A 24,193-nucleotide genomic window follows, 5' to 3' on the forward strand; every position below is an offset into this window, starting at 1 on the left:
AGGGGTGATTATACTGGCAAGATGGTCCGAGAGCGCCGCGATCCCGAACAACGTCCGTCCCCGGAGGCCTTGCTGGAAGCGGCGCGCCGGGAGGAGGGTGCGAGCGGCAGGCTGAAGATCTTCGTCGGCGCCGCTCCCGGCGTCGGCAAGACCTACGAGATGCTGCAAAGCGCCCAGGCCAAGCGCAAGGCCGGCATCGATGTCGTGGTCGGCTTCGTCGAGACTCATGGCCGCGCCGAGACCGAGGCGCTGGTGCGCGGCCTCGAAGTGGTCCCGCGCAAGAGGCTGGACTACCGCGGCCAGATCGTCGAGGAGATGGACCTCGACGCGGTGATCGCGCGGCGGCCGCAGATCGCGCTGGTCGACGAGCTCGCCCACACCAATGCGTCCGGAAGCCGCCATCCCAAGCGCTATCTCGACGTCGAGGAGCTGCTCTCGCACGGCATCGACGTCTATACCGCCGTCAACATCCAGCACATCGAGAGCCTGAACGACGTCGTTGCCCAGATCACCCATGTCCGGGTGCGCGAGACCGTGCCGGATTCGGTGTTCGACCGCGCCGACGCGATCGAGCTGATCGACCTCACGCCCGACGACCTGATCCAGCGCCTGAAGGAGGGCAAGGTCTATGTGCCCAAGCAGGCCGAGCGGGCGCTGGAGCATTATTTCTCGCCAGGCAATCTCACGGCGCTGCGCGAGCTCGCACTGCGGCGCACCGCCGAGCGGGTCGACGAGCAGCTGCTCAACCACATGCAGGCGAATGCGATTCCGGGGCCCTGGGCCGCGGGTGAGCGCATCCTGGTCTGCGTCAGCGAGGACCCGCGCGCGGCCGGCCTCGTGCGCTACACCAAGCGATTGGCCGACCGGCTGCATGCGCCGTTCACCGCGATTTCGATCGAGACGCGGCGATCGCTGCAATTGTCCGACGAGGAGCGGGATCGACTGGCCGATACGCTGCGGCTCGCGGAATCGCTCGGCGGCGAAGCCTTGACCATTCCCGCCGTCGGCCGCCGCATCGCTGACGATCTCATCGGTTTCGCGCACGGCAACAACGTCACCCAGATCGTGATCGGCAAGTCGACGCGCTCGCGCTGGTTCGAGATGACGCGCGGCTCGGTCGTGCACGACCTGGTACGGCGTGCGGGCAATATCAGCGTTCACGTCATCCCCGGCAGCGAGCTTTCCGGAGAGGCCGCGCCCAAGATGGCGGTGCAGACCGCCGCACGATCCGAGCCGTTCGATCCTTTGCCTTTTTTCAAGGCGCTTGGGATCGTGCTTGTGGGTCTCGGCGCTGCCAAGCTGATCCAGCCCTATTTCGGCATCGAGAACGTCGATCTCGTGCTGCTGACCTCGGTCGTCGCGGTTGCCGTGCGCTACGGCCTGTGGCCCTCGCTGCTGGCCACGGTGGCGGCTTCGCTCTGCTACAATTTCTTCTTCATCCCGCCGATCTACACCTTCACGATCACCGACCCGACCAATGTCGCCGCTTTCGTGCTGTTCATGGTGGTGGCGATGATCGTCTCCAATGTCGCGGCGCGCGTGCGCATCCAGGCCGACACCGCGATCGGCCGGATCAGGATGACCGAGCAGCTCTATGCCTTCAGCCGCAAGCTCGCCGGTACTGCCACGCTGGACGATGTCTTGTGGGCCAGTGCCTACCAGACCGCATTGATGCTCAAGGTCCGCGTGGTGCTGCTGTTGCCGGATGAAGGCCTGCTGACGGTGAAATCAGGCTATCCGCCCGAGGACGAGCTTGACCAGGCCGATCTTGCCGCCGCCAACTGGGCCTGGAGCAACGATCGTCCCGCCGGCCGCGGCTCGGATACCTTGCCGGGCGCCAAGCGGCTGTTTCTGCCGATGCGCACCGGGCGGGGCCCGATCGGTGTGATTGGCATCGACAACGATCGTACCGGCCCGCTGCTGACGCCGGACCAGCGGCGGCTGCTCGATGCGCTGGTCGACCAGGGCGCGCTCGCGATCGAGCGTGTGCTGCTGGTCGAGGACATGGACCGCGTCAAGCGCACCGTCGAATCCGAGCGGCTGCGCTCGGCGCTGTTGACCTCGATCTCGCACGATCTGAAGACGCCGCTCGCCTCGGTGTTAGGGGCGGCCTCCACCATGCGCGATCTCGCCGGTGCGCTCTCGGACACCGAGAAGCGCGATTTGCTCGCCACCGTGATCGACGAATCCGAGCGGCTCAACCGCTTCATCGCCAATCTGCTCGACATGACCAAGCTCGAATCCGGCGCCATCGTGCCCAACACAGCGCTGCACGATCTCAGCGAGATCGTCGGCAGCGCGCTCCGGCGCGCCAGCAAGATCCTCAGCCGCCACAAGGTCGAGCTGGTGCTGGCCGCCGATCTGCCGATGCTCCAGCTCGACGCCGTGCTGTTCGAGCAGGTGCTGTTCAACCTGCTTGACAATGCCGCGAAATACGCGCCCCCCGAAACCACGATCTCGATCCGCGGCCGGCGCGACAGCGCTCATGTCGTGCTCGAGGTCGTCGACGAGGGCGCCGGCATTCCACCGGACGAGCTCGAGAGCGTATTCGACAAGTTCTATCGCGTGCAGAAGGGCGATCACGTCCGTCCCGGCACCGGGCTCGGGCTTGCCATCTCGCGCGGCTTCGTCGAGGCGATGCGCGGCACGATCTCCGCCGCCAATCGCAGCGAGCGGAGCGGCGCGGTCCTCACCATTCGCCTGCCGGTTCCGGCAGAGAGCCACGCATTGGATACCGCCGCATGAGCGCTGCTCCGATCAAGGTCCTGGTCATCGACGACGAGCCGCCGATCCGCAAATTGCTGCGAATGGGGCTGACGACCCAGGGCTACGAAATCCTGGAAGCGCCGAACGGCAAGACGGCGCTGGAGAAACTTGGCGAGGAGCCTGCGCTGATCATTCTCGATCTCGGCCTGCCCGACGTTCAAGGCCATGAGCTGCTCCGCACCATCCGCGCCCGCAACGACGGCGTGCCGATCGTGGTGCTGTCGAGCCGCGGCGACGAAGCCGGCAAGGTCCAGGCGCTCGATCTCGGCGCCGACGATTATCTCACCAAGCCGTTCGGCATGGAGGAGCTGCTGGCGCGCCTGCGCGCCGCGCTGCGTCACCAGCTTCAGGTCAAGGGCGAGCGTCCGGTGTTCCGCACCGGCGATCTCTCGGTGGATCTCGTTCGCCGCATCGTCAAGGTCGGGGATCGCGAGGTGAAGCTCTCGCCGAAGGAATATGACCTGTTGCGCGTGCTGGTGCAGCACGCCGGCAAGGTGCTCACCCACCGCTTCCTGCTGAAGGAGCTGTGGGACGAATTGACCGACGCGCAATATCTGCGCGTCTATGTCCGCCAGCTTCGCCAGAAGATCGAAGCCGATCCGGAGCAGCCGCAATACGTGCTGACGGAGACGGGGATCGGGTATCGGCTGAAGGCGGGGGAATAGACCCCGGCTGTCATTCCGGGACGCGCCCGTTGGCGCGGGCCCGGAATCCATTTCTCTGCCCGTCGCGCTTGGCACGATGGATTCCGGGCTCGATGCTTCGCATCGCCCCGGAATGACGAACTAACCCGCCTTCCTGTGCCTTGCCGTCGAACGGTGCGCCTTCTTCGCACTTCGGTGCCGTCCCGTCGCGCGGCGCGCGTGCGACTTCGCCGCCGTCTTCTTCCCGCCGCGTCCCTTCAGGCTCTGCTTCAGTGCGTCCATCAGGCTGACGACGTTGCTCGGCCGCTCCTCGGGCTCGGGCAGCTCGATCTTCTTGCCGCTGGCCTTGCGCTTCACCAGGGCCTTCAGCGCATCCTCGTATTCGTCCTTGAACTTGCTGGGATCGAAATGCGCCGCCTTGGTCTGCAGGATGTGGCCGGCGAGCTCGACCATGTCCTTGGTGATCTTCGGGCTCTTGATGTCGTCGAAGAACTGGTCCTCCTCGCGCAGCTCGTAAGGGAAGCGCAGCGTGGTGCCGAGCAGGCCCTTGCCGCGCGGCTCGATCGCCATGACGTGCTCGCGATTGGTCAGAACGATCTTAGCGAGCGCCACGCGCTCCTGGTCCTTCATGGCGTCGCGGATCACCGCGAAGGCGTCGACCGCGGCCTTGCCGTCGGGGGCGATGTAGTAGGGGTGGTTGAGGAAGCGCTGGTCGATCTCCTCGCGCGGCACGAAGCTCTCGATGTCGATGGTGTGATTGCTCTCGATCTGGACTGCCTCGAGCTCCTCCGGTTCGATCTCGACGTATTTGCCCTTGCGCACTTCGTAGCCGCGGCCCTTCTGGTCGCTCTCGACGACGTCGCCGGTCTCGGAATCGATCATCTGCTGCTTGAGCCGGTTCCCGGTCTCGCGGTTGATCAGGTGAAACCGCGTCTTCTCGGCCGCGGTGGTCGCCGGATAGAGCACGACCGGGCAACTGACCAGCGACAGCTTCAACGTTCCCTTCCAGTAGGCGCGCGGGGCCATTCCATTCTCCAGCGTTTTCAAGGCGTTTTGGAACCCCAACCGTCCCATCGGGTTTTGGTTCCGGGCGGGACTTTCGCCGTGATAGGCTTCAAGTGCCGAACGAGAAGCGGGACTGGACGTGCTGCAGAAACTCTCCACCTACCGACAGAAGCGGGACTTCGAGAAGACGCCGGAGCCTTCGGGCAAGACCGCCGTGGCGCCATCGAAACAGCGGCGCTTCGTCATCCAGAAGCATGATGCGACCCGGCTGCACTACGACCTCCGGCTCGAATTCGACGGCGTGTTCAAGTCCTGGGCGGTGACGAAGGGGCCTTCGCTTGATCCCCACGACAAGCGGCTGGCCGTCGAAGTCGAGGACCATCCGCTCGATTACGGCGATTTCGAAGGCACGATTCCGGAAGGCCAGTACGGCGGCGGCACCGTGATGTTGTGGGACCGCGGCACCTGGGAATCGGACGATCCGGAAGCCGGCTTCAAGAAAGGCGACCTGAAGTTCACGCTCCATGGCGACAAGCTGCAGGGAAGCTGGGTCTTGGTGCGGATGCGCAACCGCGGCGGCGAGAAGCGGACCAACTGGCTCTTGATCAAGCATCGTGACGAGTATGTCCGCGAAGGCGCGGACAACGATATTCTCGAGCAGGACAAGTCCGTCGCCTCGGGCCGGGCGATGGAACAGATCGCGGAGGGAAAGGGCCGCGCGCCGAAGCCGTTCATGCTGGCGAAGGGGACCAAGGGCAAGGCCGACGCGGTCTGGCAGTCCAACCGCGCGGAAGAGACGAAAGGGCGGACGGTGAAGCCGTCGCCGCGCACCGCGTTGAAGGGCGGCAAAGCGGCGAAGAAAACTGCCGCGACCGCGACGAGGGCCAAGACGGTGTCTGAGATGCCGGATTTCGTTGCGCCGCAGCTCTGCACGCTGGTCGAGCGGCCGCCCGGAGACGAGGGCTGGTGCCACGAAATCAAGTTCGACGGCTATCGCGTCCAGCTCCGGGTCGAGGACGGCGAGGCGACGCTGAAGACGCGCAAGGGTCTCGACTGGACCAGCAAGTTCGCCTCCATCGCCGAGGAAGCCGCCGCGCTGCCGGACGTGATGATCGACGGCGAGATCGTCGCGCTCGACCATAACGGCGCGCCGAACTTCTCCTCGCTGCAAGCTGCGCTGTCCGATGGCAAGACTGACGACCTGATCTTCTTCGCCTTCGATCTGCTCTTCGCGGAAGGGCAGGACTACCGTCGGCTGCCGCTTGGGGAGCGCAAGGCGCAGCTCAAGAAGCTGCTGGAAGCGCGCAAGCGGAAATCGACTCAGATCCGCTATGTCGAGCATTTCGAGAGCGGCGGCGATGCGGTGCTGCAATCGGCCTGCAAGCTCGAGCTCGAAGGGGTGGTGTCGAAGAAGCTGAACGCGCCGTATCGTTCGGGGCGCACCGAGAGCTGGGTCAAGTCGAAATGCCGCGCCGGCCACGAGGTGGTGATCGGCGGCTACAAGACCACCAACGGCAAATTCCGCTCGCTGATGGCAGGCGTGCAGCGCGGCGATCATCTCGCCTTCGTCGGCATGGTCGGTACCGGCTTTGGCGCTGATAAAGTCAAGCGCATCATGCCGGCGCTGAAGGCGGTTGAGAGCAAGGAAAGCCCGTTCGGCGGCAAGAACGCGCCGAAGAAGACGCGGGACGTGCATTGGCTGAAGCCGGAGCTCGTCGCCGAAATCGAGTTCGCGGGCTTCACGGCCGACGGCAATATTCGCCAGGCGGCCTTCAAGGGCTTGCGGCAGGACAAGGCGGCGGAGGAGGTCGAGGCCGAGACGCCCGTCGACACCGAGCTCGCCGAGCCCCGGGCCAGGAAGGCGGCGCGCACCAAGGCGGGCGGGCGCTCGAAGCAGGCCGCTCAAAATGCCGAGGTCATGGGTGTCGTCATCTCCAAGCCGGACAAGGAGCTCTGGCCGGATGACGGCGATGGTGGTGCCGTCACCAAGCTGGATCTTGCCCGCTACCTCGAAGCCGTCGGCGAATGGATGATCGTGCATCTCAAGGGCCGGCCCTGTTCGCTGATCCGCGCGCCCGACGGAATCAAGGGCGAATGCTTCTTCCAGCGCCATGCGATGCAGGGAACGTCGAACCTTCTTGAGCTCGCGCGGGTCTCCGGTGACCGCAAGCCGTATCTTCAGATCGACCGGATCGAAGGGCTCGCCGCGGTGGCGCAGATCGGCGGCGTCGAGCTGCATCCCTGGAACTGCGCGCCCTATGCCTATGATACCCCGGGCCGCCTGGTGTTCGATCTCGATCCCGCGCCCGACGTCGACTTTGCCGACGTCGTCGAGGCGGCGAAGGAGATGCGGCAGCGGCTCGTCGATATCGGCATGGACAGCTTCTGCAAGACCACCGGCGGCAAGGGCCTTCACGTCGTGGTGCCGCTGCTCCATGGCGCGCGCGACAAGGTGAGCTGGAAGGAGGCCAAGGCGTTTGCCCAAGGCGTCTGCCAGTGGATGGCGGACGACGATCCCGAGCGCTATCTGCTCAACATGTCGAAGAAGCTGCGCAAGGGAAAGATCTTCCTGGATTATCTGCGCAACGACCGCATGTCGACGGCGGTGGCCCCGTTGTCGCCCCGAGCGCGCGCCGGGGCCACGGTCTCGATGCCGGTGACCTGGGCGCAGGTGAAGAGCGACCTCGATCCCAAGCGCTATACGCTGCGCACCGTGCCGGCCCTGCTGGCGCGATCGAAGGCATGGGAGGGGTATGAGGATGCAGCCGTGTCGATCAAGGCCGCGATGAAGAAGCTGGCGGGGAAGGTGAAGTAGGTCTGCCGCTGTTGCGGGGAAGGCGGGTGTCGTAGGGTGGGCAAAGCGGAGCGTGCCCACCACCTTGTTTCGTTCGAGCGAAGTGGTGGGCTCGGCGCGTTGCGCCTTAGCCCACCCTACGGAGCCAGTACTAGATCCTTCCCATCAGGATCAGGATCAGCAGAATGACGATGACAAGCCCGAGGCCGCCGCCGCCGTAATAGCCGGTGCCATAGAACGGCCCGCCGCCGATGCCGCTGAAGCCGCCGAGCAGGGCGATGATCAAGATGATCAGAATGATCGTGCCGATTGACATGCGAATCTCCTCCAGCCCTTCGTAAGAAGGGTCATTGCAACCTGTCCCGTTGTGCGGGAGCAACTTGCCGCAGGTTGTAAAGTTCCGGCTTTGAAACACGGCCGGGGGATCAACTTGCATGGAACCTTTGTTGGTGGACGCGACATGACTATGTGACGTCAGTCAGAAAGGCAGGACCCATGTCAGCACCGCTCGTCGTCTCGATTCCGCATCGTCTCGGCCGTGAGGAGGCGGTGCGCCGGCTCAAGATGGGGCTTGGCCGCGCCGCGGCGAGCATTCCGGTGATGCAGGTCGAGGAGGAACGCTGGAGCGGCGACACTATGGCCTTCCGCATCCGCGCGCTCGGCCAGGTCGCGACGGGGCAGGTCGATGTCGGCGACGATCAGGTCCGGGTCGAGGTGGTGCTGCCCTGGCTGCTGCAGCGGTTCGCCGAGATGGCGCAGGCCACGATCAGGAAGCGCGGCCAATTGCTGCTGACCAAGGACGGGGAGAAGTAACTTCAGGCGCGCACGCGTTGCCGCGGCGCCCTGACGGCGTTCGCCGTTCGGGCCGCGATGACCAAGGCAGGACAGTCACGGAAGGCCTGCGCGAGCGGCAAGTCGTTGCCGGCAAGGCCGGGCACGGCATAGCCCGTGATGTCGATGGTGGCGTCGATAGCTTCGAGTGCGGGCCATTCCCGGCCGGCTTGGGTGAACGGCGTGAAATGACGGCCGACGACGACGATCGCGGCGGCGCGGCCCTGACGACGCGCGAAGGCGATGACATGGTCGGCATGGGCGCCTCGTACCTCCAGCGGCTGGTAGTCGCCCTGCGCGAAGACGTCGGCCAGCTCGTTCCGTAGCTTGAGCAGATGCCGCGTCCAGGCCAGCTTGAGCTTGCCGTCCGGCCAGCTCTTGATCAGGCCGCTCCAGTCCGGCGCTTCCAGTGATGGCAGCGCCGCGTGGCGCGCGGCGAAGTCGACCGGGCGGCGGTTGTCGGGATCGACCAGCGACAGGTCCCAGAATTCGGTGCCTTGATAGAAGTCCGGCACGCCCGGAAGCGTCGCCTTGAGCGTGAGCTGGCTCAGCGAGTTCAACGTGCCGAGCAGCGCGACGCGGCGCGCCAGCGTCTGCAAGGCCTGAAGGAATTCCGCGGACTGGTCGGGGTCGAGGATCTTCGCGATGAAATCGCGGATCCCGTTCTCATACGCTTCATGAGGGTTGAGCCAGCTCGTCTCCTCCTTGCCCTCGCGCGCGGCCTTGAGGGCATAGGCCTGGATGCGCTCGATGAAGGCGGCATCGGCCGGCGCTTGAAGCGGCCAGGCGCCGAGCAGGGTCTGGTAGAGCATGTATTCAAACGTTGCCGACGGCGCGCGGAAATTGCCGTGCAGCGTGAGGTGCGGCGCGTTCAGCACCTTCCAGCGCGCCACTGCGCTGGTCCATTCACCGGGAATCTCGCTGAGCGATGCGATGCGCGTGCGCGCATCCTCACCACGCTTGGTGTCGTGGGTGGCGGTTGCCGTCATGCCTTGCGGCCATTCCCTGGCGCGGGCCTGCATGGCCTGGTGGAAGGCGGGAATGCTGAGGCCGGTGCTGGCGGGGTCGCCGCCGACCTCGTTCAGCGCCAGCAGCCGGTGGAATTGATAGAACGCGGTGTCCTCCAGCGACTTTGCCATCATCGGGCCGGTGAATTGCTGCACCTTCAGCGCGAAGCGGCGCACGCGCGGGGCGCTGTGCGGCGGACGGCCCGGCTTGAGCAGGTCCATGGTCAAGGCATCGCGCAGGAAGTCGAAAATGCCTTCGTCGGCGGCGAACCAGTCGCGGCGGGCGCGCGCAATGGTGTCGTCGATCAGCTTGCGGTCCGCTGCGGTCGGGCCACTATGCGTCAGGTAGGTGCGATAGACCGGGAAATGCAACACATAGAGCTCGAGCGCCTGCCGCAGGCTGTCGGCCGAGAAGTCGCGCGTCGAATAATGGCCGTTGGCGATGCGCGCGAGCAGGCGCGTCAGCACGGTGAACTCGCTGGTGAGCAGCGTCTCCAGCACCCGCCGCTTGGCGTCCTTGACGTAAGGCACAAGCCGCGGCGGCCGGTTGCTGATCTGCCGCCAGGTCTCGTCCAGCGCCTCCAGTCCCTTGGGATCGATCAGCACGTGGGTGATGACGTTCATCCATTCATAGCCCGTGGTGCCCTGGACGCCGGCGAAATGCGGCAGGCGCTCGTGCTCGCACAGGATTTTTTCGATCACGGTGTAGAAGGGCTTTGCGTTGCCCTGCGCGTCGCGCACCAGGCGGCGCAATCGTTGGCAATATTGCGCGGGGTCGCGGAGGCCGTCGATGTGATCGAGCCGGATTCCCTGCAATTTGCCGTCGGCGATGAGCTGCTTCACCAGCCGGTGCGTAGCGGCAAACGTGCTCGCGTCCTCGACGCGCAGGCCGGCGAGGCCGTTGACGTCGAAGAAGCGGCGATAATTGATGTCGCTGGAAGCAAGCCGCCAGTGCCCGAGCTTGTAGTGCTGGCGCTCCAGGAGGTGATGCAGCGTCAGTGTCTGTGCCGGGCGGTCCTTGCCGGCGCGATAGGCGGCAAGGCCGCGCTTGATGATGTCGGCGGCGCCTGCGATCTCCTTGAGCTCGGCCTTGAAGCCGGGAGCTTCCTTGCGATTGGGGCGCCGCAGCCCCGTGGTGCGGGTCGCGAGCGAGAGCAGGCGCTTGCCGGGCTCCGTTTCCGCCGCGTCCGCCTCCTTGACGACAATCCGCAGCATCTCGCCATAGCGCTCCGGCGCGATCGGTAAGCGGTGCTCGAAATACCAGGCGGAAAAAGTCCCTTCGTCCGGGTCGTAGCGCAGCTCGATATCGCCGCGCTCCAGCGCCTCGCCGTAGGACGCGCCGAGGATCGGCAGCAGCACGCCGCCGCGGGCGCGGTAGGCCAGCTGGTCCCAGTCGATGTCGAAGGACGCCGCGTGCGGCGAGGCCTGGCCCCATTCCAGCACGTCGAGCCACCACGGATTGTCGGCAAAATGCACGCCGACATGGTTGGGGACGAAATCGATGATGAGCCCGAGATCGTGCTGCTGAAGCGCTTGGCTCAGCCGCGTAAAGCCGGCTTCGCCGCCGAGCTCGGGATTGAACTGGCCGTGATCGACGGTGTCGTAGCCATGGGTCGAGCCTTTGCGGGCCTTCATCACCGGCGAGGCGTAGAGATGCGTAATGCCCAGCGCCTTGAGATAGGGAACGACCGCGGCGGCCTTGTCGAAATCGAAATCCGCGGTGAGCTGGAGCCGGTAGGTCGCGAGCGGAATGGCGGGAGGCATTCTAACCTCCGAGGCGCCAAACCACCGACCAGGGCGTGAGCCGCTCGCCGGCGCCGCCGCCCCAGATCGGCGTGCCCGCGCTGACGCTGGAGGTGATCTCGTGATCCGACAGGTTGGCGACAAGACGCAACGTGGTGCCGTCGCCCATGCGCCAATGTGCGGTGACGAGGCCGTTGTCGGCCGCCTCGGCATCACCGAAGCTTGCGCCCTTCAGCCGCGGCACGATCTGCTTGTGACGGACGCTGAGCAACTCCCGCACCAGCGCGAGCCGCGCTTCCTGTTGCGGCGTGCGGCCGGTCCAGTCGAGCACGGCCGATTGCAGTGTTGCCGGATCGAGCGGGTCGGGCACCTCGTCGCCGTATTTCTCGTAAGCCCATGCATATTCGCGCTTGCGTCCCTTGCGCACGGCATCGGCTAACCCGCCCTGGAAATCGCAGAAGAACGGGAAGGGGACCTTCGAGCCCCATTCCTCGCCCTGAAACAGCATCGGCACCATCGGCGCGAGCAGGGTGACCGCGAGCGCGGCCTCGATCTGCTGTGGCGATGCCAGGCTTTCCAGCCGCTCGCCCAGCGGGCGATTGCCGATCTGGTCGTGATTCTGCAGGAAATTGACGAAGGTCGCCGGCGGCAGCTGGCCGCTCGGCTCGCCGCGCGGCTTCTTGCCCCAGAATTCCGAGATCTCGCCCTGATAGACGAAGCCGGAGGCGAGCGCGCGCGCCAGATCCATGCGCGGCGTCTGGTAATCGCCATAGTAGCCGGCATGCTCGCCGGTCAGCATCACGTGCCAGACGTGATGATAGTCGTCGTTCCACTGCCCGCGATATTTGCCGTTCGGCGGATCCTGCGCGGCATCGAGCAGGCTGGCGAGGTTGTCGCCGTTCTCCAGCACGAGATGGATGTGACGTCCCGTGGCCTTGGCGAGCTCGCCGGTGGCAACGCTGAGGTCCTGCAGCATGGACTGCTCGCCCGGGACAGCCATGATGTGGTTGGCGGCGTCGAGCCTGAGGCCGTCGAAGCGGTAGTCACCGAGCCAGGACAGCGCGTTCTCCACGGCGAAGGCTCGCACCTGCGGCACGCGATAATCGATCGCGCTGCCCCACGGCGTGTGCGCATCGGTGAAGAAGGTCGGCGCGTAACGGCCAAGGTAGTTTCCTTCCGGTCCGAAATGATTGTAGACGACGTCGAGGAACACCATCAGCCCGCGCAGATGCGCCTCGTCGATCAGCGTCTTCAGGTCTTCGGGCCGGCCATAGGCGCTGTCCGGCGCGTACCACAGCACGCCGTCATAGCCCCAGCCGCGGCGGCCTGCGAAATCGGCGAGCGGCATCAATTCCAGCGCATTGATGCCGGTCGCGGCGAGGTGATCGAGCTTGTCGATCATGGCGCGATAGCTGCCTTCGGACGTGAAGGTGCCGACATGGGTCTCGACCAGCACCGTCTCTTCCCAGGGACGGCCGCGCCAATCGCGTGCGCGCCAGACGAAGGCATCGTGATCGATCACCTCGCTCGGGCCGAACACGTCGTCGGGCTGGAAGGCCGAAGCGGGATCCGGCACGTCGATGTCGTCGTCGATCCTGAACTTGTACTTGCTGCTAGATGACAAGCCGGCGATCTCGGCGACGAACCAGCCATCCTGCCGGCGCTGCATCGCGTGCCTGCGGTCGAGCAGGAGATCGACGCGGCGCGCGGCCGGCGCCCACAGCCGGAACGACACGCCGTCCTTGGTCGGCCTCGCCCCGAAGGATGGCCTCATAGCGCGCCTGCGAAGGCGAGCACGGAGCGTGGCGGCGCCTTGCTGTCGCTCCCGGGCAGGAAGTCGATCGTATTCAGCTTGGCATCGGTCGTGTTCAGCAGCTGCTGCCAGCTCTTGTATTCGGTCATTTTGGGCAATTTGAATGCGATCTCTTCGGGAGCGGCGTTCAGTACGATAAAGATCGCAGCCCCACCCGGTTCCATCGGGCCCATCACATAGGAGAGAAACCGCCCATCCGGGAATGTCCAGTCACTCTCCGTCATCTCGTTGCCGGCGGGCGTCAGCCACAATGCGCCGTAGGAGACGCCGTCCTTGGGGCGGCCGTCGAGCCAGCGATGGCTGCGCAACTGTGAGAAACGGCGGCGGATGTCGGCGAGATGGGCAACGAAGTCGATCATGTCGTCGCCGTCCTTGCCGAGATTGTCCCAGCCGACCCAGCCGACCTCGTTGTCCTGGCAATAGGCGTTGTTGTTGCCAGATTGCGAGTTGCCGACCTCGTCGCCGGCGAGGATCAGCGGAACGCCCTGGGCCAGCATCAGGCAGGCCAGCACGTTCTTGCGCAGCTGGCGGCGCAGGTTGATGATGCCAGGATCATCGGTCGGGCCCTCGACGCCGCAATTGTTGCTGTGATTGTCGTTGGAGCCGTCGCGATTGTCCTCGCCGTTGGCCTCGTTGTGCTTCTCGTTGTAGCTGAAGAGGTCGGCGAGCGTGAAGCCGTCGTGGACGGTGATGTGGTTGATGCTGGCGCGCGGCCGCCGTCCGTCGTGGTTGAACAAGTCGGAGGATGCGGTCATTCGGCTGGAGATGTCGCCGATCAGGCTGCCTTCACCGCTCCAGTAGCGGCGCATGGCGCTGCGATAGCGGTCGTTCCATTCCGACCATTGCGAGGGAAAGGCTCCGACCTGGTAGCCGCCGAGGCCGAGGTCCCACGGCTCGGCGACGAGCTTGACGGCAGCCAGCACCGGATCCTGCCGGATCGCGGTGAGGAACGAGCTGCCGCGGTCAAAACCGTTCGGCCCGCGCGCCAGCGTGGTGGCGAGGTCGAAGCGGAAGCCGTCGACATGGCAGACCTCGACCCAGTAGCGCAGGGAATCCATCACCATCTGCAGCACGCGCGGATGGGCGAGGTTCACCGACGAGCCGCATCCGGTGAAGTCGTCGTAATAGCGCGGGTTCTCGCGGTTCAACCAATAATAGGAGGCGTTGTCGATGCCGCGATAGCACAGCGTCGGACCGAGATGATTTCCCTCGGCGGTGTGGTTGTAGACGACGTCGAGCATCACTTCGATGCCGGCATCGTGCAGCCGCGCCACCGTAGTGCGGAAGGAATCGAGCGCGTTGTCCTGGGCGTAGCGTGGCTCGGGCGCAAAGAACGACAGCGTGTTGTAGCCCCAGTAATTGGCGAGCTTCTTTTCCACCAGGATGCGGTCGTCGACGAAGCTGTGCACCGGCAGCAGCTCGACCGTGGTGACGCCGAGCTTCTTGAGGTGATCGATCATTGCCGGTGAAGACAAGCCGCCATAGGTGCCGCGCAGATTCGGCGGCACGTCCTCGCGCTTCTGGGTCAGGCCCTTGACGTGGGCCTCGTAGATGATCGTGTCTTCCCAGGGAATATTCGGCCGGATCTCGCGGCGGCCCCAGTTGAAGGTCTCGTCGACCACGACGGCCTTGGGCATGCCGCGCGCATTGTCGCGCCGGTCGAACGACAGGTCCTCGCGCGGGCTTCCGGTGCGGTAGGCGAAATGCGCATCGCTCCAGACCAGACGCCCGGCAAGCCGCTTGGCGTAGGGGTCGAGCAGCAGCTTGTTGGCGTTGAAGCGATGGCCGTGCTCGGGCTCGTAGGGGCCGTGCACTCGATAGCCGTAAAGCTGGCCCGGCGAGACGTCGTTGAGATAGCCGTGCCAGACATCCTCCGTCTTCTCGGGCAGCTCGATGCGCTCGAGCTCGCGGCGGCCTTGGGTGTCGAACAGGCAGAGCTCGACCTTCTGCGCGTTGGCGGAGAACAGCGCGAAATTGGTGCCGCGTCCGTCCCAGCTTGCGCCGAGCCGTGCGGGCGATCCGGCAGTCAGGCGCATCGATCAGCTTTCCGGAACAAGAAAGATCGCAGCCAGCGGCGGAATGGTGAGGCGCAGCTCGCCGCCCTCGGCATGGACCTCGCCGACATTGCCGACATTGCTGCCGCCGTAATGGGCGGAATCGGAGTTGAGAACTTCCTTCCACTTGCCGCCGAAGGGCACGCGAACGCGATAGTTCTGGTAGACGTTAGGCGAGAAGTTGATGATGACGACACACCGCGCGTGCTCGTCGAATCCCTTGCGCAGCCAGGCGAAGACGTTGCGGTTGGCATCATCGGTGATCAGCCATTCGAAGCCGGCCTGCTCGCAATCCATCTGGTGCAGCGCCGGAACCGCGCGATAGAGCCGGTTGAGGTCGCGGATCAAGGCCTGGACGCCGGAATGGACCTTGTATTCGAGCAGATGCCAGTCGAGCGACTGGTCGTGATTCCATTCGCGGCTCTGCGCGATCTCGGCGCCCATGAACAAGAGCTTCTTGCCGGGGTGGCCGAACATGAAGCTGTAGTAGGCGCGCAAATTGGCAAAGCGCTGCCACTCGTCGCCGGGCATGCGGCCGAGGATCGAGCGCTTGCCGTGCACGACCTCATCGTGCGACAGCGGCAGGATGAAGTTCTCCGAGAACGCATAGTGCAGGCCGAACAGGATCTCGCCGTGGTGATGCTTGCGGTGGATCGGATCCTTGCTGATGTAGTTCAGCGTGTCGTGCATCCAGCCCATGTTCCACTTGTAGCCGAAGCCGAGCCCGCCGAACTCGACCGGGCGCGAGACTTGGGGCCAGGCGGTGGACTCCTCGGCGGCGGTGGTTGCCTGCGGGAAGCGGGCGAACACTTCCGTGTTGAAGCGGCGCAGGAAGTTGATCGCCTCGATGTTCTCCCGCCCGCCATATTGGTTCGGGATCCAGGCGTCGGGCGGCCGGCTGTAGTCGAGATAGAGCATGGACGCGACCGCATCGACGCGCAGGCCGTCGATGGCGTAACGCTCCATCCAGAACAGCGCATTCGACACCAGGAAGTTCGTCACTTCGGTGCGGCCGTAATTGTAGATCAGCGTGCCCCAGTCGAGGTGGCGGCCCTGGAGCGGGTTGGCGTGCTCGTAGAGCGCGGTGCCGTCGAAATGGCCGAGCCCGTGCGGATCGTCGGGGAAGTGACCCGGCACCCAGTCGAGCAGCACGCCGATGCCTTCGCGGTGGCAGGCATCGATCAGGGCGGCAAAATCCTCGGGGCCGCCGAAACGGCTGGTCGGCGCATAGAGGCCGGTCGGCTGATAGCCCCAGGAGCCATCGAACGGATGCTCGTTCACGGGCAGGAATTCGAGATGGGTGAAGCCCATGTCGCGGGCATAGGCCGGCAGCTGCTCGGCCAGCTCGCGATAGGTCAGCCATTCATTGTTGTCCTTGCGCCGCCACGAGCCGAGATGCACCTCGTAGATCGACATCGGCGCCGACAATGCGTTGATGCCTTCAGGCGCCGGGCGCGGTCGCGGCAGGCGCGCTTCGTCGAACACGATCGAGGCCGTCTTCGGCCGCAGCTCGCTGGCAAATGCCATCGGATCGGATTTCAGCGGCAGCAGATGACCATGCGGTCCGACGATTTCAAACTTGTAGTGATCGCCGGCCTTCGCATGCGGGATGAACAATTCCCAATAGCCGTTGCCGCGCACCCGCATCGGATGGCGCCGCCCGTCCCAGAAGTTGAAGTCGCCGACGACGGAGACGCGCCGCGCATTCGGCGCCAGCACCACGAAGCCGATGCCGTCGACGCCTTCGAGCCGCATCGGATGCGCGCCGAGCTTGTCGTAGAGGCGCTGATGGGTGCCTTCGCCGAGCAAATAGAGGTCGAAATCGGTCAGGATCGGCGGAAAACGGTAGGCATCCTCGAACTCGACCACGTCGTTGCCGAACTTCGCGCGCAGCTGGTAGTGCTTCGAGCCGTTGGGCAGGGCGCCGATGAACAGGCCGGAATCGTGGACGCGATCGAGCGGCGCGACCTCGCCGTGGTCGCCGACCGCCTCGACATTGGTGGCCTCGGGCAGAAACGCGCGGACAACGCTCTTTCCGCCCTCGGGATGCAGCCCGAGATAGTGGAAGGGGTCGGAGTGGCGGCCTTCGATGATCGCGTAGGCTTCTGCAGGCAGTTTAGGCATGGGCTTCGCTCTCGGCACTTGACAGAATGCGAAGCAGTCCGGTCAGCGGCGCATGCAGCCCCTCAGGCCGGCGGGACAGCTCGTACTCTACGTCGTGGAACGCTCGATCCAGGAGGAAAAATCTCAACAGGCCTTCCGCGCAGGACCGATCGTCCGGCCACAGCCTCCGATCGGTCATGGCTTCGCGGTAGGCGGACAGGAAGGTCGCGGTGGCGCGCTCGCGCCATTCGTCGAGGGCGGCCGCGAGCCGGTCCTGCTCGTCGGAAGCACCCGTGAGCGCGCGGCTCAGCGCCACGTTCACAGAAAGGTCGATGGAATGGATCAGGCCGGCGACGTCGCGCGCGGCCGGCGCCTTGCGGCGCTTGTTGGCCAGCGGCACACGCGGATCGCCGTCGAAGTCGATGATGAAGATATCGTCCTTCACGATCAGAGTTTGCCCGAGCCGGAAGTCGCCATGATGACGGATGTTCAACCCGCCGATCTCGGATGGCAAGAGCGCATTGAGGCGGTCGAACAGGTCCGCGCGTGCAGCGATGAGCCGGTCGATCAGGGGCCGGTCCATCTCCCGCAGCCCGTCGCGGCTGTCGGCAAGCAGCTCGAGAATCCGCTCGGCACGCGCCTTGAGGTCGGAGAGCGCAGCCTTGATCTGGGCGGAGTCGATCGGCTCCGGGGCGAGATCGGCGGGCTCTGCCGCGGTGAGAGCGACATGCAGCTCGGCGAGCCGCCGGCCGATCTGCGCGATGAAATGCAGATAGGGCGCCTGCTCCTGGGTTTCGCGCGGCATCTCATCGGCGGGCGCCACGCGCTGCTCGTCGATATAGCGGTCGAGATATCCGGTCGTCACGGTCCAGCCGTCGCCCTGGTTCTCGACATAGGCATGCAGCACGCCGAGCGCGCTGCGCTGGTTGCCGTCGACCAGCTCGACGCTGCCGAGCAGCGCCGGCGTATTGGCAAAGCGGGCGACCTCGGTGAGATAGTAGCCGATCTCGATCTCGGGGCTGATGCCGCTCTCCAGCCGCCGATAAATCTTGGCAACGTACTTGTTGTCGACCAGCGCGGTACTGTTCGACTGTTCGATGGCGCGGATGCGTTCGGGCTCCTTGATGGTGTAGTCGGCGAAACGGCTGGTCGCCTTGAACTCGAGCCGCAGATTGTTCTCGTCCACCACCAGGTTTTGCGACAGCCCTCGTAAGAACAGACCGATGAAGATCTGCTCGGTCGCGACGTCGAGGAGCGTGCCTTCGCGTGCGCCCTGGCGGACGGCGGCGAGCGCCTTCGGGTTGAAGCGCTCGCGGTCGAAACGCACCCATTCGATCTGCATGGGCATCACGTACCGCGTCGTCACCTCGTCCCGCGTCGTCTCGAAGAACGCGATCCAGGGTCTGTTGTCGCCGATGTCGCTGAACGGCACCGCCGAGGTCAGCGTGGTCCGGATGTGCTTGGGATTGTTCTCGGGATACCAGCGCGTCCGTGACAGGAAGCCCGGCAGCACGTCGCGCTCGAACACGCCGCGCTCGCGGGCGAGCGAGACCCAATTCGAGTTCACCGGCACGACCAGCGTCTCGAATTCCGGCACCGCGCGCGGCACAACCGGCTCGGACTTGTCGCGCTCCTGAAGCTGGAACCAGTAGAAGCCGTAGGGCCCCAGCGTGATCATGTAGGGCAATTCGCCGATCGCGGGAAAGCGCGTGCGGCCGAGCATCTCCTGCGGGATGCGGTCCTTCCACGGCGACAGGTCGAGCTCGGTCGCCTGCGCGGCGCGCGACAGATTGGCGACGCAGAGGATCACCTCGTCGCGGTATTGGCGGACATAGGCGAGCACGGCGCGGTTGGCCGGGCGGATGAAGGTCATGCTGCCGCGGCCGAAGGCGAGCGTCGACTTCCGCACCGAGATCAGCCGCTTGGTGGCGCTGAGCAGCGAGGACAGGCTGCGCGACTGCGCCTCCACGTTGACGGATTCATAGCCGTAAACGGGATCCATGATCAGCGGCGCGTAGAGGCGGGCGGGGTCGCAGCGCGAGAAGCCGCCGTTGCGGTCCGGGCTCCATTGCATCGGCGTGCGGACGCCGTTGCGGTCGCCGAGATAGATGTTGTCGCCCATCCCGATCTCGTCGCCGTAATAGATGATCGGCGTGCCCGGGAACGACAGCAGCAGCGAGTTCATCAGCTCGATCTTGCGCCGGTCGTTGTCCATCAGCGGCGCAAGGCGCCGGCGGATGCCGACATTGATGCGCGCGCGGGGATCGTTGGCGTAGGTGGTCCAGAGATAGTCGCGCTCGACGTCGGTGACCATCTCCAGCGTGAGCTCGTCGTGATTGCGCAGGAACAGCGCCCATTGGCAGCTCGCCGGGATATCCGGCGTCTGGCGCAGGATGTCGGTGATCGGGAAGCGGTCTTCCTGGGCGATCGCCATGTAGATGCGCGGCATCAGCGGGAAGTGATAGGCCATGTGGCACTCGTCGCCACGGCCGAAATATTCCTGCACGTCCTCCGGCCATTGATTGGCCTCGGCCAGCAGCAGCTTGCCCTTGGAATACGCGTCCAGCTCCTGGCGCAGGCGCTTGATGATCGCATGCGTCTCGGGCAGGTTCTCGTTCGAGGTGCCCTCGCGCTCGCACAGATAGGGAATGGCATCGAGGCGGAAGCCGTCGACACCGGCATCGAGCCAGCGCTTCATCACCTGGATGATGGCGCTGACAACGCGCGGATTGTCGAAATTGAGGTCGGGCTGGTGCGAGAAGAAGCGGTGCCAGTAGAATGCGCCGGCCTCCGGATCCCAGGTCCAGTTCGACTTCTCCGTGTCGGTGAAGATGATGCGCGTGCCCTGGTACTTCTGGTCCGTGTCGCTCCAGACGTACCAGTTGCGCGCGCTCGAGCCCGGATGGCTGCGGCGCGCGCGCTTGAACCATTTGTGCTGGTCCGAGGTGTGGTTGACGACGAGCTCGGTGATGACGCGCAAGCCGCGCTTCTGCGCTTCCTGGATGAAGCGCTTGAAATCCTTCATCGTCCCGAAATCGGGATTGACAGCGCCGTAATCGGCGATGTCGTAGCCGTCGTCGCGGCCGGGCGACGGGTAGAACGGCAGCAGCCACAGCGCGGTGACGCCGAGCTCCTGCAGATAGGGCAGTCGCTCGGTCAGCCCGGCGAAGTCGCCGATGCCGTCATTGTTGCTGTCGGCGAAGGCTTTGACGTGGAGCTGGTAGATGATGGCGTCCTTGTACCAGAGCTCATCTACGACCTCGGCAGCCTCAGCCTTCTTGGTATCGACGGAAGACAGAACATTCATGGCGTGACCCCTTACGCCAGGCAGCGGAACAGAAGTGCCGGATCGCGGTCGGGATCGATACGCAACTTGATGCCGCCCCATTCGATGCGAGACTGTTCGCCGGTGAGGAGGTTTTCGAGTGTCGTCACATGGTGACGCCGTCCTCCGGCGTCAACTGTGAGATCGCCGAGCGGCAGCCAGCATTCCCGCACGTGGCGCGACAGCGCGATCACGACGACGACAATGTTGGCCGGATCGGCCGCCTCCTTGGCGAAGGCGATCGTCTGGCCGTCCTCGATGGCGAGAAAGCGCAAATTCGCGGTCTGCTGGAGCGCCGCGTTCTCGTTGCGGATGCGGTTGAGCGCGGCGATGTACGATTTGATGTTGCCGGGACGATCCCAGTCCCGCTGCCTGATCTGGTACTTCTCGGAATCCAGATATTCTTCGCGGCCGGGAATGGCGTCGTGCTCCAGCAGCTCGAATCCGCTGTAGATGCCGTAGTTGCCTGACAGCGTTGCCGCCAATGCGATGCGCGACTTGAAGGCCCAGGCCTCTCCGCTCTGCAGGTGAAAGGGCAACAGGTCAGGCGTGTTGACGAACATGTTCGGACGATAGAAATCGCGTTCGGGATAGCGCGTCAGCTCGCCGAGATATTGCTCCAGCTCCCATTTTTCCGTGCGCCAGGGGAAATAGGTGAAGGACTGCGCGAAGCCGAGCTTGGCGAGGCCCTTCATCAGCTTTGGCCGTGCATAGGTCTTGGAGAACAGGATCACGTCGGTATGACGGCGGCTTATATCGCGGATCAGCCACTCCCAGAACGCGAGCGGCGCGGTGTCGTGATTGTCGATGGCGAAGATGGTTACACCCTTGTCGATCCAGAACAGCATGGCGTCGCGAAACGCATTCCACAGCCCGACGCGATCGACCGAATTGAAGTCGGGGATAACGATGTCGGAATAGGGGCCGTCCGCCGTCTTCACCGAGCGGTCGGGCCGCCATTTGAACCATTCCGGATGCTGCGTCAGCCAGGGATGATCCGGCGAGCACTGCACCGCGAAGTCCAGCGCAAGCTCGAGCCCGTATTCAAGACATGTGGCGACCAACGCGCGGAAGTCCTCGATCGTGCCGAGCTCCGGATGCAGCGCATCGTGGCCGCCCTCGGCCGAGCCGATCGCATAGGGCGAGCCGGGATCGCCTTCACGGGCCACCGGCGCATTGTTGCGGCCCTTGCGGCTGGTCTTGCCGATCGGGTGGATCGGCGTGAAGTAGAGCACGTCGAAGCCCATCGCGGCGATGTCAGGCACGCGCGCGATGCAGTCGCGCAGCGTGCCATGCCGGCCTGGCAATGCGCTCTGGCTGCGCGGCATCATCTGATACCAGGTGCTGAAGCGCGACTTGTCGCGGTCGGCAGTCAGCGGGAAGAATGGCGAACGCGTCAGGTCCGGCCGCGACTGGCTCTCGGCCATGGCTTCGCCGAGCTCGGTCGCGAGCAGCGAGGTGATGTCGCCGTTCCTCAGGTAATCTTCGCACTGTCTGATGATGATCGCTGCGGCGTCCTGCCGCGCGCCATGCGCCTTGGTCAAAAGCCCGGCGCCCTCGATCGCATCTAGGCTGACATCGGCCCCGGTGCGCCGCTTTCGCGCGGCGGCGTGCGACCATGTAGCGAACTCGTCGGTCCAGGCTTCGATCGCGTAGACATATTGGCCGGGCTCGGGGGGCGTGAACGCGCCGGACCAGCGGTCATTGCCGTGATGGGTCATCGGCTCGCTCCGCCATTCGCGCTCCTGCTCTCCTCGCCAGATCAGCGCGGCTGAGATCACGGCCTCGCCATCGCGGTAGATGTCGGCCCAGACCTCGACCGGCTCGCCCGCGATCCGCTTCACGGCGAAACGGCCGCCGTCGATCGCGGGATAGACGTCCTCGATCAGGAAAGCGCTGCCGGCCGCGGCACTCTCGACAGTTTGAATTGTCTTGTTCACGGTGATGCCATTGACAAGAAAGCAGGAGCCCGTTTCCCTTATCGGGAACCCACGCTTGGTACCATGATAGAAAGCCGCTTGTGTGTCATTGGTTCCCTTGGGAACGGCAAGCGCAGTTTGCGAGTTACTCCTGACTAACCTCTTCCGCGATCTCGTTATTCTCGATGCCCCTGGCCAAACAATGGCCTGCAAGCTGCGTGCCGAATGGATCTTTTAGCTCAAGCCCGGATCAAGGGCGTTCAATCCGAATTCATCGATGCCCTCGGCAAGCTGCGGGTCACCGCGCCCGAGGCCCTCAAATCCATCCTCGATGCCCTGCCGGAGAAGCGGGTCTATCGCTTCGTCAGCGGGCCGGTCGTGGTCCGTGCGCTCGGACGCCCGCGCACGGAATTGGCGTCGGTCGGCGCGCCGCCGCTGCGATGGAAAATCGCCGACAACGGCAATGTGATCGCGGCAGGCGAGACGCGGGAGCCCGTGATCGCCTGGCCCGCGGGCCTGGCGCTCGGGTATCACCGCCTGACGCTGACCGATGCCGAAGGTGCGAGCGAAGACGTGCCGATGATCGTGGCGCCCGAGCGCTGTTTCGGCGGCGATTTCGACCGCGGCTGGCTGCTCGCCGTGCAGCTCTACAGCGTCCGCTCCGACCGCAATTGGGGCATCGGTGATTTCACCGATCTCGCGGGCCTGGTCCGGCTCGCCAAGCAGCTCGGTGCCGACGGCGTCGGGCTCAATCCGCTGCATGTCCTGTTCGACGATCACCCGGCCGATTGCAGCCCCTATTCGCCGAACAGCCGGCTTTTCCTCAACCCGCTCTATATCGACGTCGAGGCGATCCCTGAATTCTCGGCCGACCTCGTGCCCGACGCGGCCGCAACCGCCGCCCGTCTGCGCGAGGGCGACCGCGTCCCTTATACCGACATGGCGGCGCTGAAATGGCTGGGCCTGCGCGCCGCCTTTAACAGCTTCGTGACAAGCGCGAGCGAGGCGCGTCGCAGGGCGTTTGACGCCTTCCGTGCGGAGCGCGCGCCGCTGTTGTCCCGCTTTGCCTGTTTCGAGGTGCTGCGGCATCGTTTCACCGGACCCTGGTGGGAATGGCCGCAAGAATGGCAGCAGCCGGACGAGGCGAAATGCGCCGAGCTGCGCAACAGCCCCGACAAGCGCGAGGTCGAGTTCGTCGAATTCGCGCAATGGACGGCCGACAGCCAGCTGCATGCGGCCAAGGAGCTGGCCAGCCAGCTCGGCATGCGGGTCGGGCTCTATCTCGACGTCGCCGTCGGCGTGCAGTCCAACGGCTTCGATGCCTGGAACGAGCAGACGGCGATCTCGCGTCATCTCGCGGTCGGCGCGCCGCCCGACGTGCTCAACACGATCGGCCAGGATTGGGGCCTTGCCGGCTTCAATGCCGGCGGGCTGGAAGCGCAATCCTTCGTCCCGTTCGCCGACATGCTCGCGGCGTCGATGCGCCATGCCGGCGCCATCCGGCTCGATCACGTGCTCGGCCTGAAACGGCTTTATCTGGTGCCGCGCGGCTTCAAGCCCGACAACGGCGCCTATGTGCAGATGCCGTTCGAGGCACTGCTGGCCGCCGTAGCGCGCGAGAGCGCAGCCCATAAATGCATCGTGATCGGCGAGGATCTCGGCACCGTGCCGGAAGGTTTCCGCGAGATGATGCAGGATTTCGGCATCTGGTCCTATCTCGTCATGATGTTCGAGCGCGACGATGCCGGCCATTTCCGCAATGTCGACCATTACCGGCCCAATGCGCTGGTGACGCTGAATACGCATGACCTGTCGACCTATGCCGGCTGGCGCTCTTTCAGCGATCTCAAGATGAAGCGCTCGCTCGGGCTCGATCCCGGCGAGAACGACCAGGCGCGCTGGGATGCGCTCGGCGGGCTCGACGAGATCCTGCGCCAGAACGGCATCAGCGCCAATGATCTCTACTCTGTGCTGGCCTTCCTGTCGCGCACGCCGTCACGGCTGCTCGCGGTGTCGATGGAGGATCTGCTCGGCGTGATCGACCAGCCCAACATTCCCGGCACGATCGACGAGCATCCGAACTGGCGCCAGCGCCTGCCGGTCGCGCTCGACAAGATCGCGTCCAAGATCGATCTCGCTGCTTTGAAGGCTGCGACACGGGAACGTTCATTGCCCGGCGGGAATTGAGC

13 protein-coding genes are annotated in these 24,193 nt (G+C 65.0%); 5 read left to right on the plus strand and 8 right to left on the minus strand.

What is annotated here, in order from left to right:
- Positions 1–21: 21 nt before the first annotated feature.
- Positions 22–2,745, plus strand: coding sequence for a sensor histidine kinase KdpD (locus I6F12_RS00915; RefSeq protein ID WP_225155285.1), 2,724 nt, complete (start codon positions 22–24; stop codon positions 2,743–2,745).
- Positions 2,742–3,431, plus strand: a complete 690-nt coding sequence (locus I6F12_RS00920) for a response regulator transcription factor (RefSeq protein ID WP_036027320.1) — start codon at positions 2,742–2,744, stop codon at positions 3,429–3,431. Before I6F12_RS00915 ends, I6F12_RS00920 begins: the two co-directional genes overlap by 4 nt.
- A gap of 120 nt (positions 3,432–3,551) precedes the next feature.
- Here the strand turns inward: I6F12_RS00920 and I6F12_RS00925 are convergent, their stop codons facing one another.
- Positions 3,552–4,436 (minus strand): Ku protein, encoded by an 885-nt coding sequence (locus tag I6F12_RS00925; protein WP_225155286.1) that lies wholly within the window; start codon positions 4,434–4,436, stop codon positions 3,552–3,554.
- A gap of 118 nt (positions 4,437–4,554) precedes the next feature.
- Here I6F12_RS00925 and ligD point away from each other — a divergent pair, with 118 nt between their 5' ends.
- The gene (ligD, locus tag I6F12_RS00930; RefSeq protein ID WP_225155287.1) at positions 4,555–7,230 is read left to right on the plus strand and encodes a DNA ligase D; all 2,676 of its coding nucleotides are present in this window, start codon (positions 4,555–4,557) and stop codon (positions 7,228–7,230) included.
- 130 nt (positions 7,231–7,360) lie between these two features.
- Here the strand turns inward: ligD and I6F12_RS00935 are convergent, their stop codons facing one another.
- Positions 7,361–7,525, minus strand: coding sequence for a DUF3309 family protein (locus tag I6F12_RS00935; protein ID WP_009798696.1), 165 nt, complete (start codon positions 7,523–7,525; stop codon positions 7,361–7,363).
- A 179-nt stretch (positions 7,526–7,704) separates the two neighbouring features.
- On the opposite strand from I6F12_RS00935, the gene I6F12_RS00940 reads away from it, so the two are divergent.
- Entirely contained in the window at positions 7,705–8,022 is a 318-nt protein-coding gene (locus tag I6F12_RS00940) for a polyhydroxyalkanoic acid system family protein (RefSeq protein ID WP_225155288.1), read from the plus strand.
- 2 nt (positions 8,023–8,024) lie between these two features.
- On the opposite strand, the gene treY is transcribed toward I6F12_RS00940, so the two are convergent.
- The 6 genes from treY to I6F12_RS00970 are packed head-to-tail and all read right to left on the minus strand — an operon-like array spanning position 8,025 to position 22,025.
- Positions 8,025–10,811 (minus strand): malto-oligosyltrehalose synthase, encoded by a 2,787-nt coding sequence (gene treY / locus I6F12_RS00945; RefSeq protein ID WP_225155289.1) that lies wholly within the window; start codon positions 10,809–10,811, stop codon positions 8,025–8,027.
- A 1-nt stretch (position 10,812) separates the two neighbouring features.
- On the minus strand, positions 10,813–12,564 hold the full coding sequence (gene treZ, locus I6F12_RS00950; protein WP_225155290.1) for a malto-oligosyltrehalose trehalohydrolase: 1,752 nt from the start codon (positions 12,562–12,564) through the stop codon (positions 10,813–10,815).
- On the minus strand, positions 12,561–14,639 hold the full coding sequence (gene glgX / locus I6F12_RS00955; protein WP_225155291.1) for a glycogen debranching protein GlgX: 2,079 nt from the start codon (positions 14,637–14,639) through the stop codon (positions 12,561–12,563). Before glgX ends, treZ begins: the two co-directional genes overlap by 4 nt.
- 3 nt (positions 14,640–14,642) lie before the next feature.
- Positions 14,643–16,781: a 1,4-alpha-glucan branching protein GlgB gene (glgB, locus tag I6F12_RS00960; protein WP_225155292.1), complete on the minus strand. Its 2,139-nt coding sequence runs from the start codon at positions 16,779–16,781 to the stop codon at positions 14,643–14,645.
- On the minus strand, positions 16,774–20,067 hold the full coding sequence (gene treS, locus I6F12_RS00965) for a maltose alpha-D-glucosyltransferase (protein ID WP_225155293.1): 3,294 nt from the start codon (positions 20,065–20,067) through the stop codon (positions 16,774–16,776). Before treS ends, glgB begins: the two co-directional genes overlap by 8 nt.
- Before the next feature lie 11 nt (positions 20,068–20,078).
- The gene (locus tag I6F12_RS00970; RefSeq protein ID WP_225155294.1) at positions 20,079–22,025 is read right to left on the minus strand and encodes a maltotransferase domain-containing protein; all 1,947 of its coding nucleotides are present in this window, start codon (positions 22,023–22,025) and stop codon (positions 20,079–20,081) included.
- Positions 22,026–22,229: 204 nt separating this feature from the next.
- Between I6F12_RS00970 and malQ the strand changes: the two genes are divergently transcribed.
- Positions 22,230–24,191 carry a 4-alpha-glucanotransferase gene (gene malQ / locus I6F12_RS00975; RefSeq protein WP_225155295.1) on the plus strand — a complete coding sequence of 654 codons (1,962 nt, stop codon included), beginning with the start codon at positions 22,230–22,232 and terminating at the stop codon, positions 24,189–24,191.
- The last annotated feature ends 2 nt before the right edge of the window (positions 24,192–24,193 follow it).

It is taken from the genome of Bradyrhizobium sp. IC4059, assembly GCF_020193615.1.
Taxonomy (GTDB): domain Bacteria; phylum Pseudomonadota; class Alphaproteobacteria; order Rhizobiales; family Xanthobacteraceae; genus Bradyrhizobium; species Bradyrhizobium yuanmingense.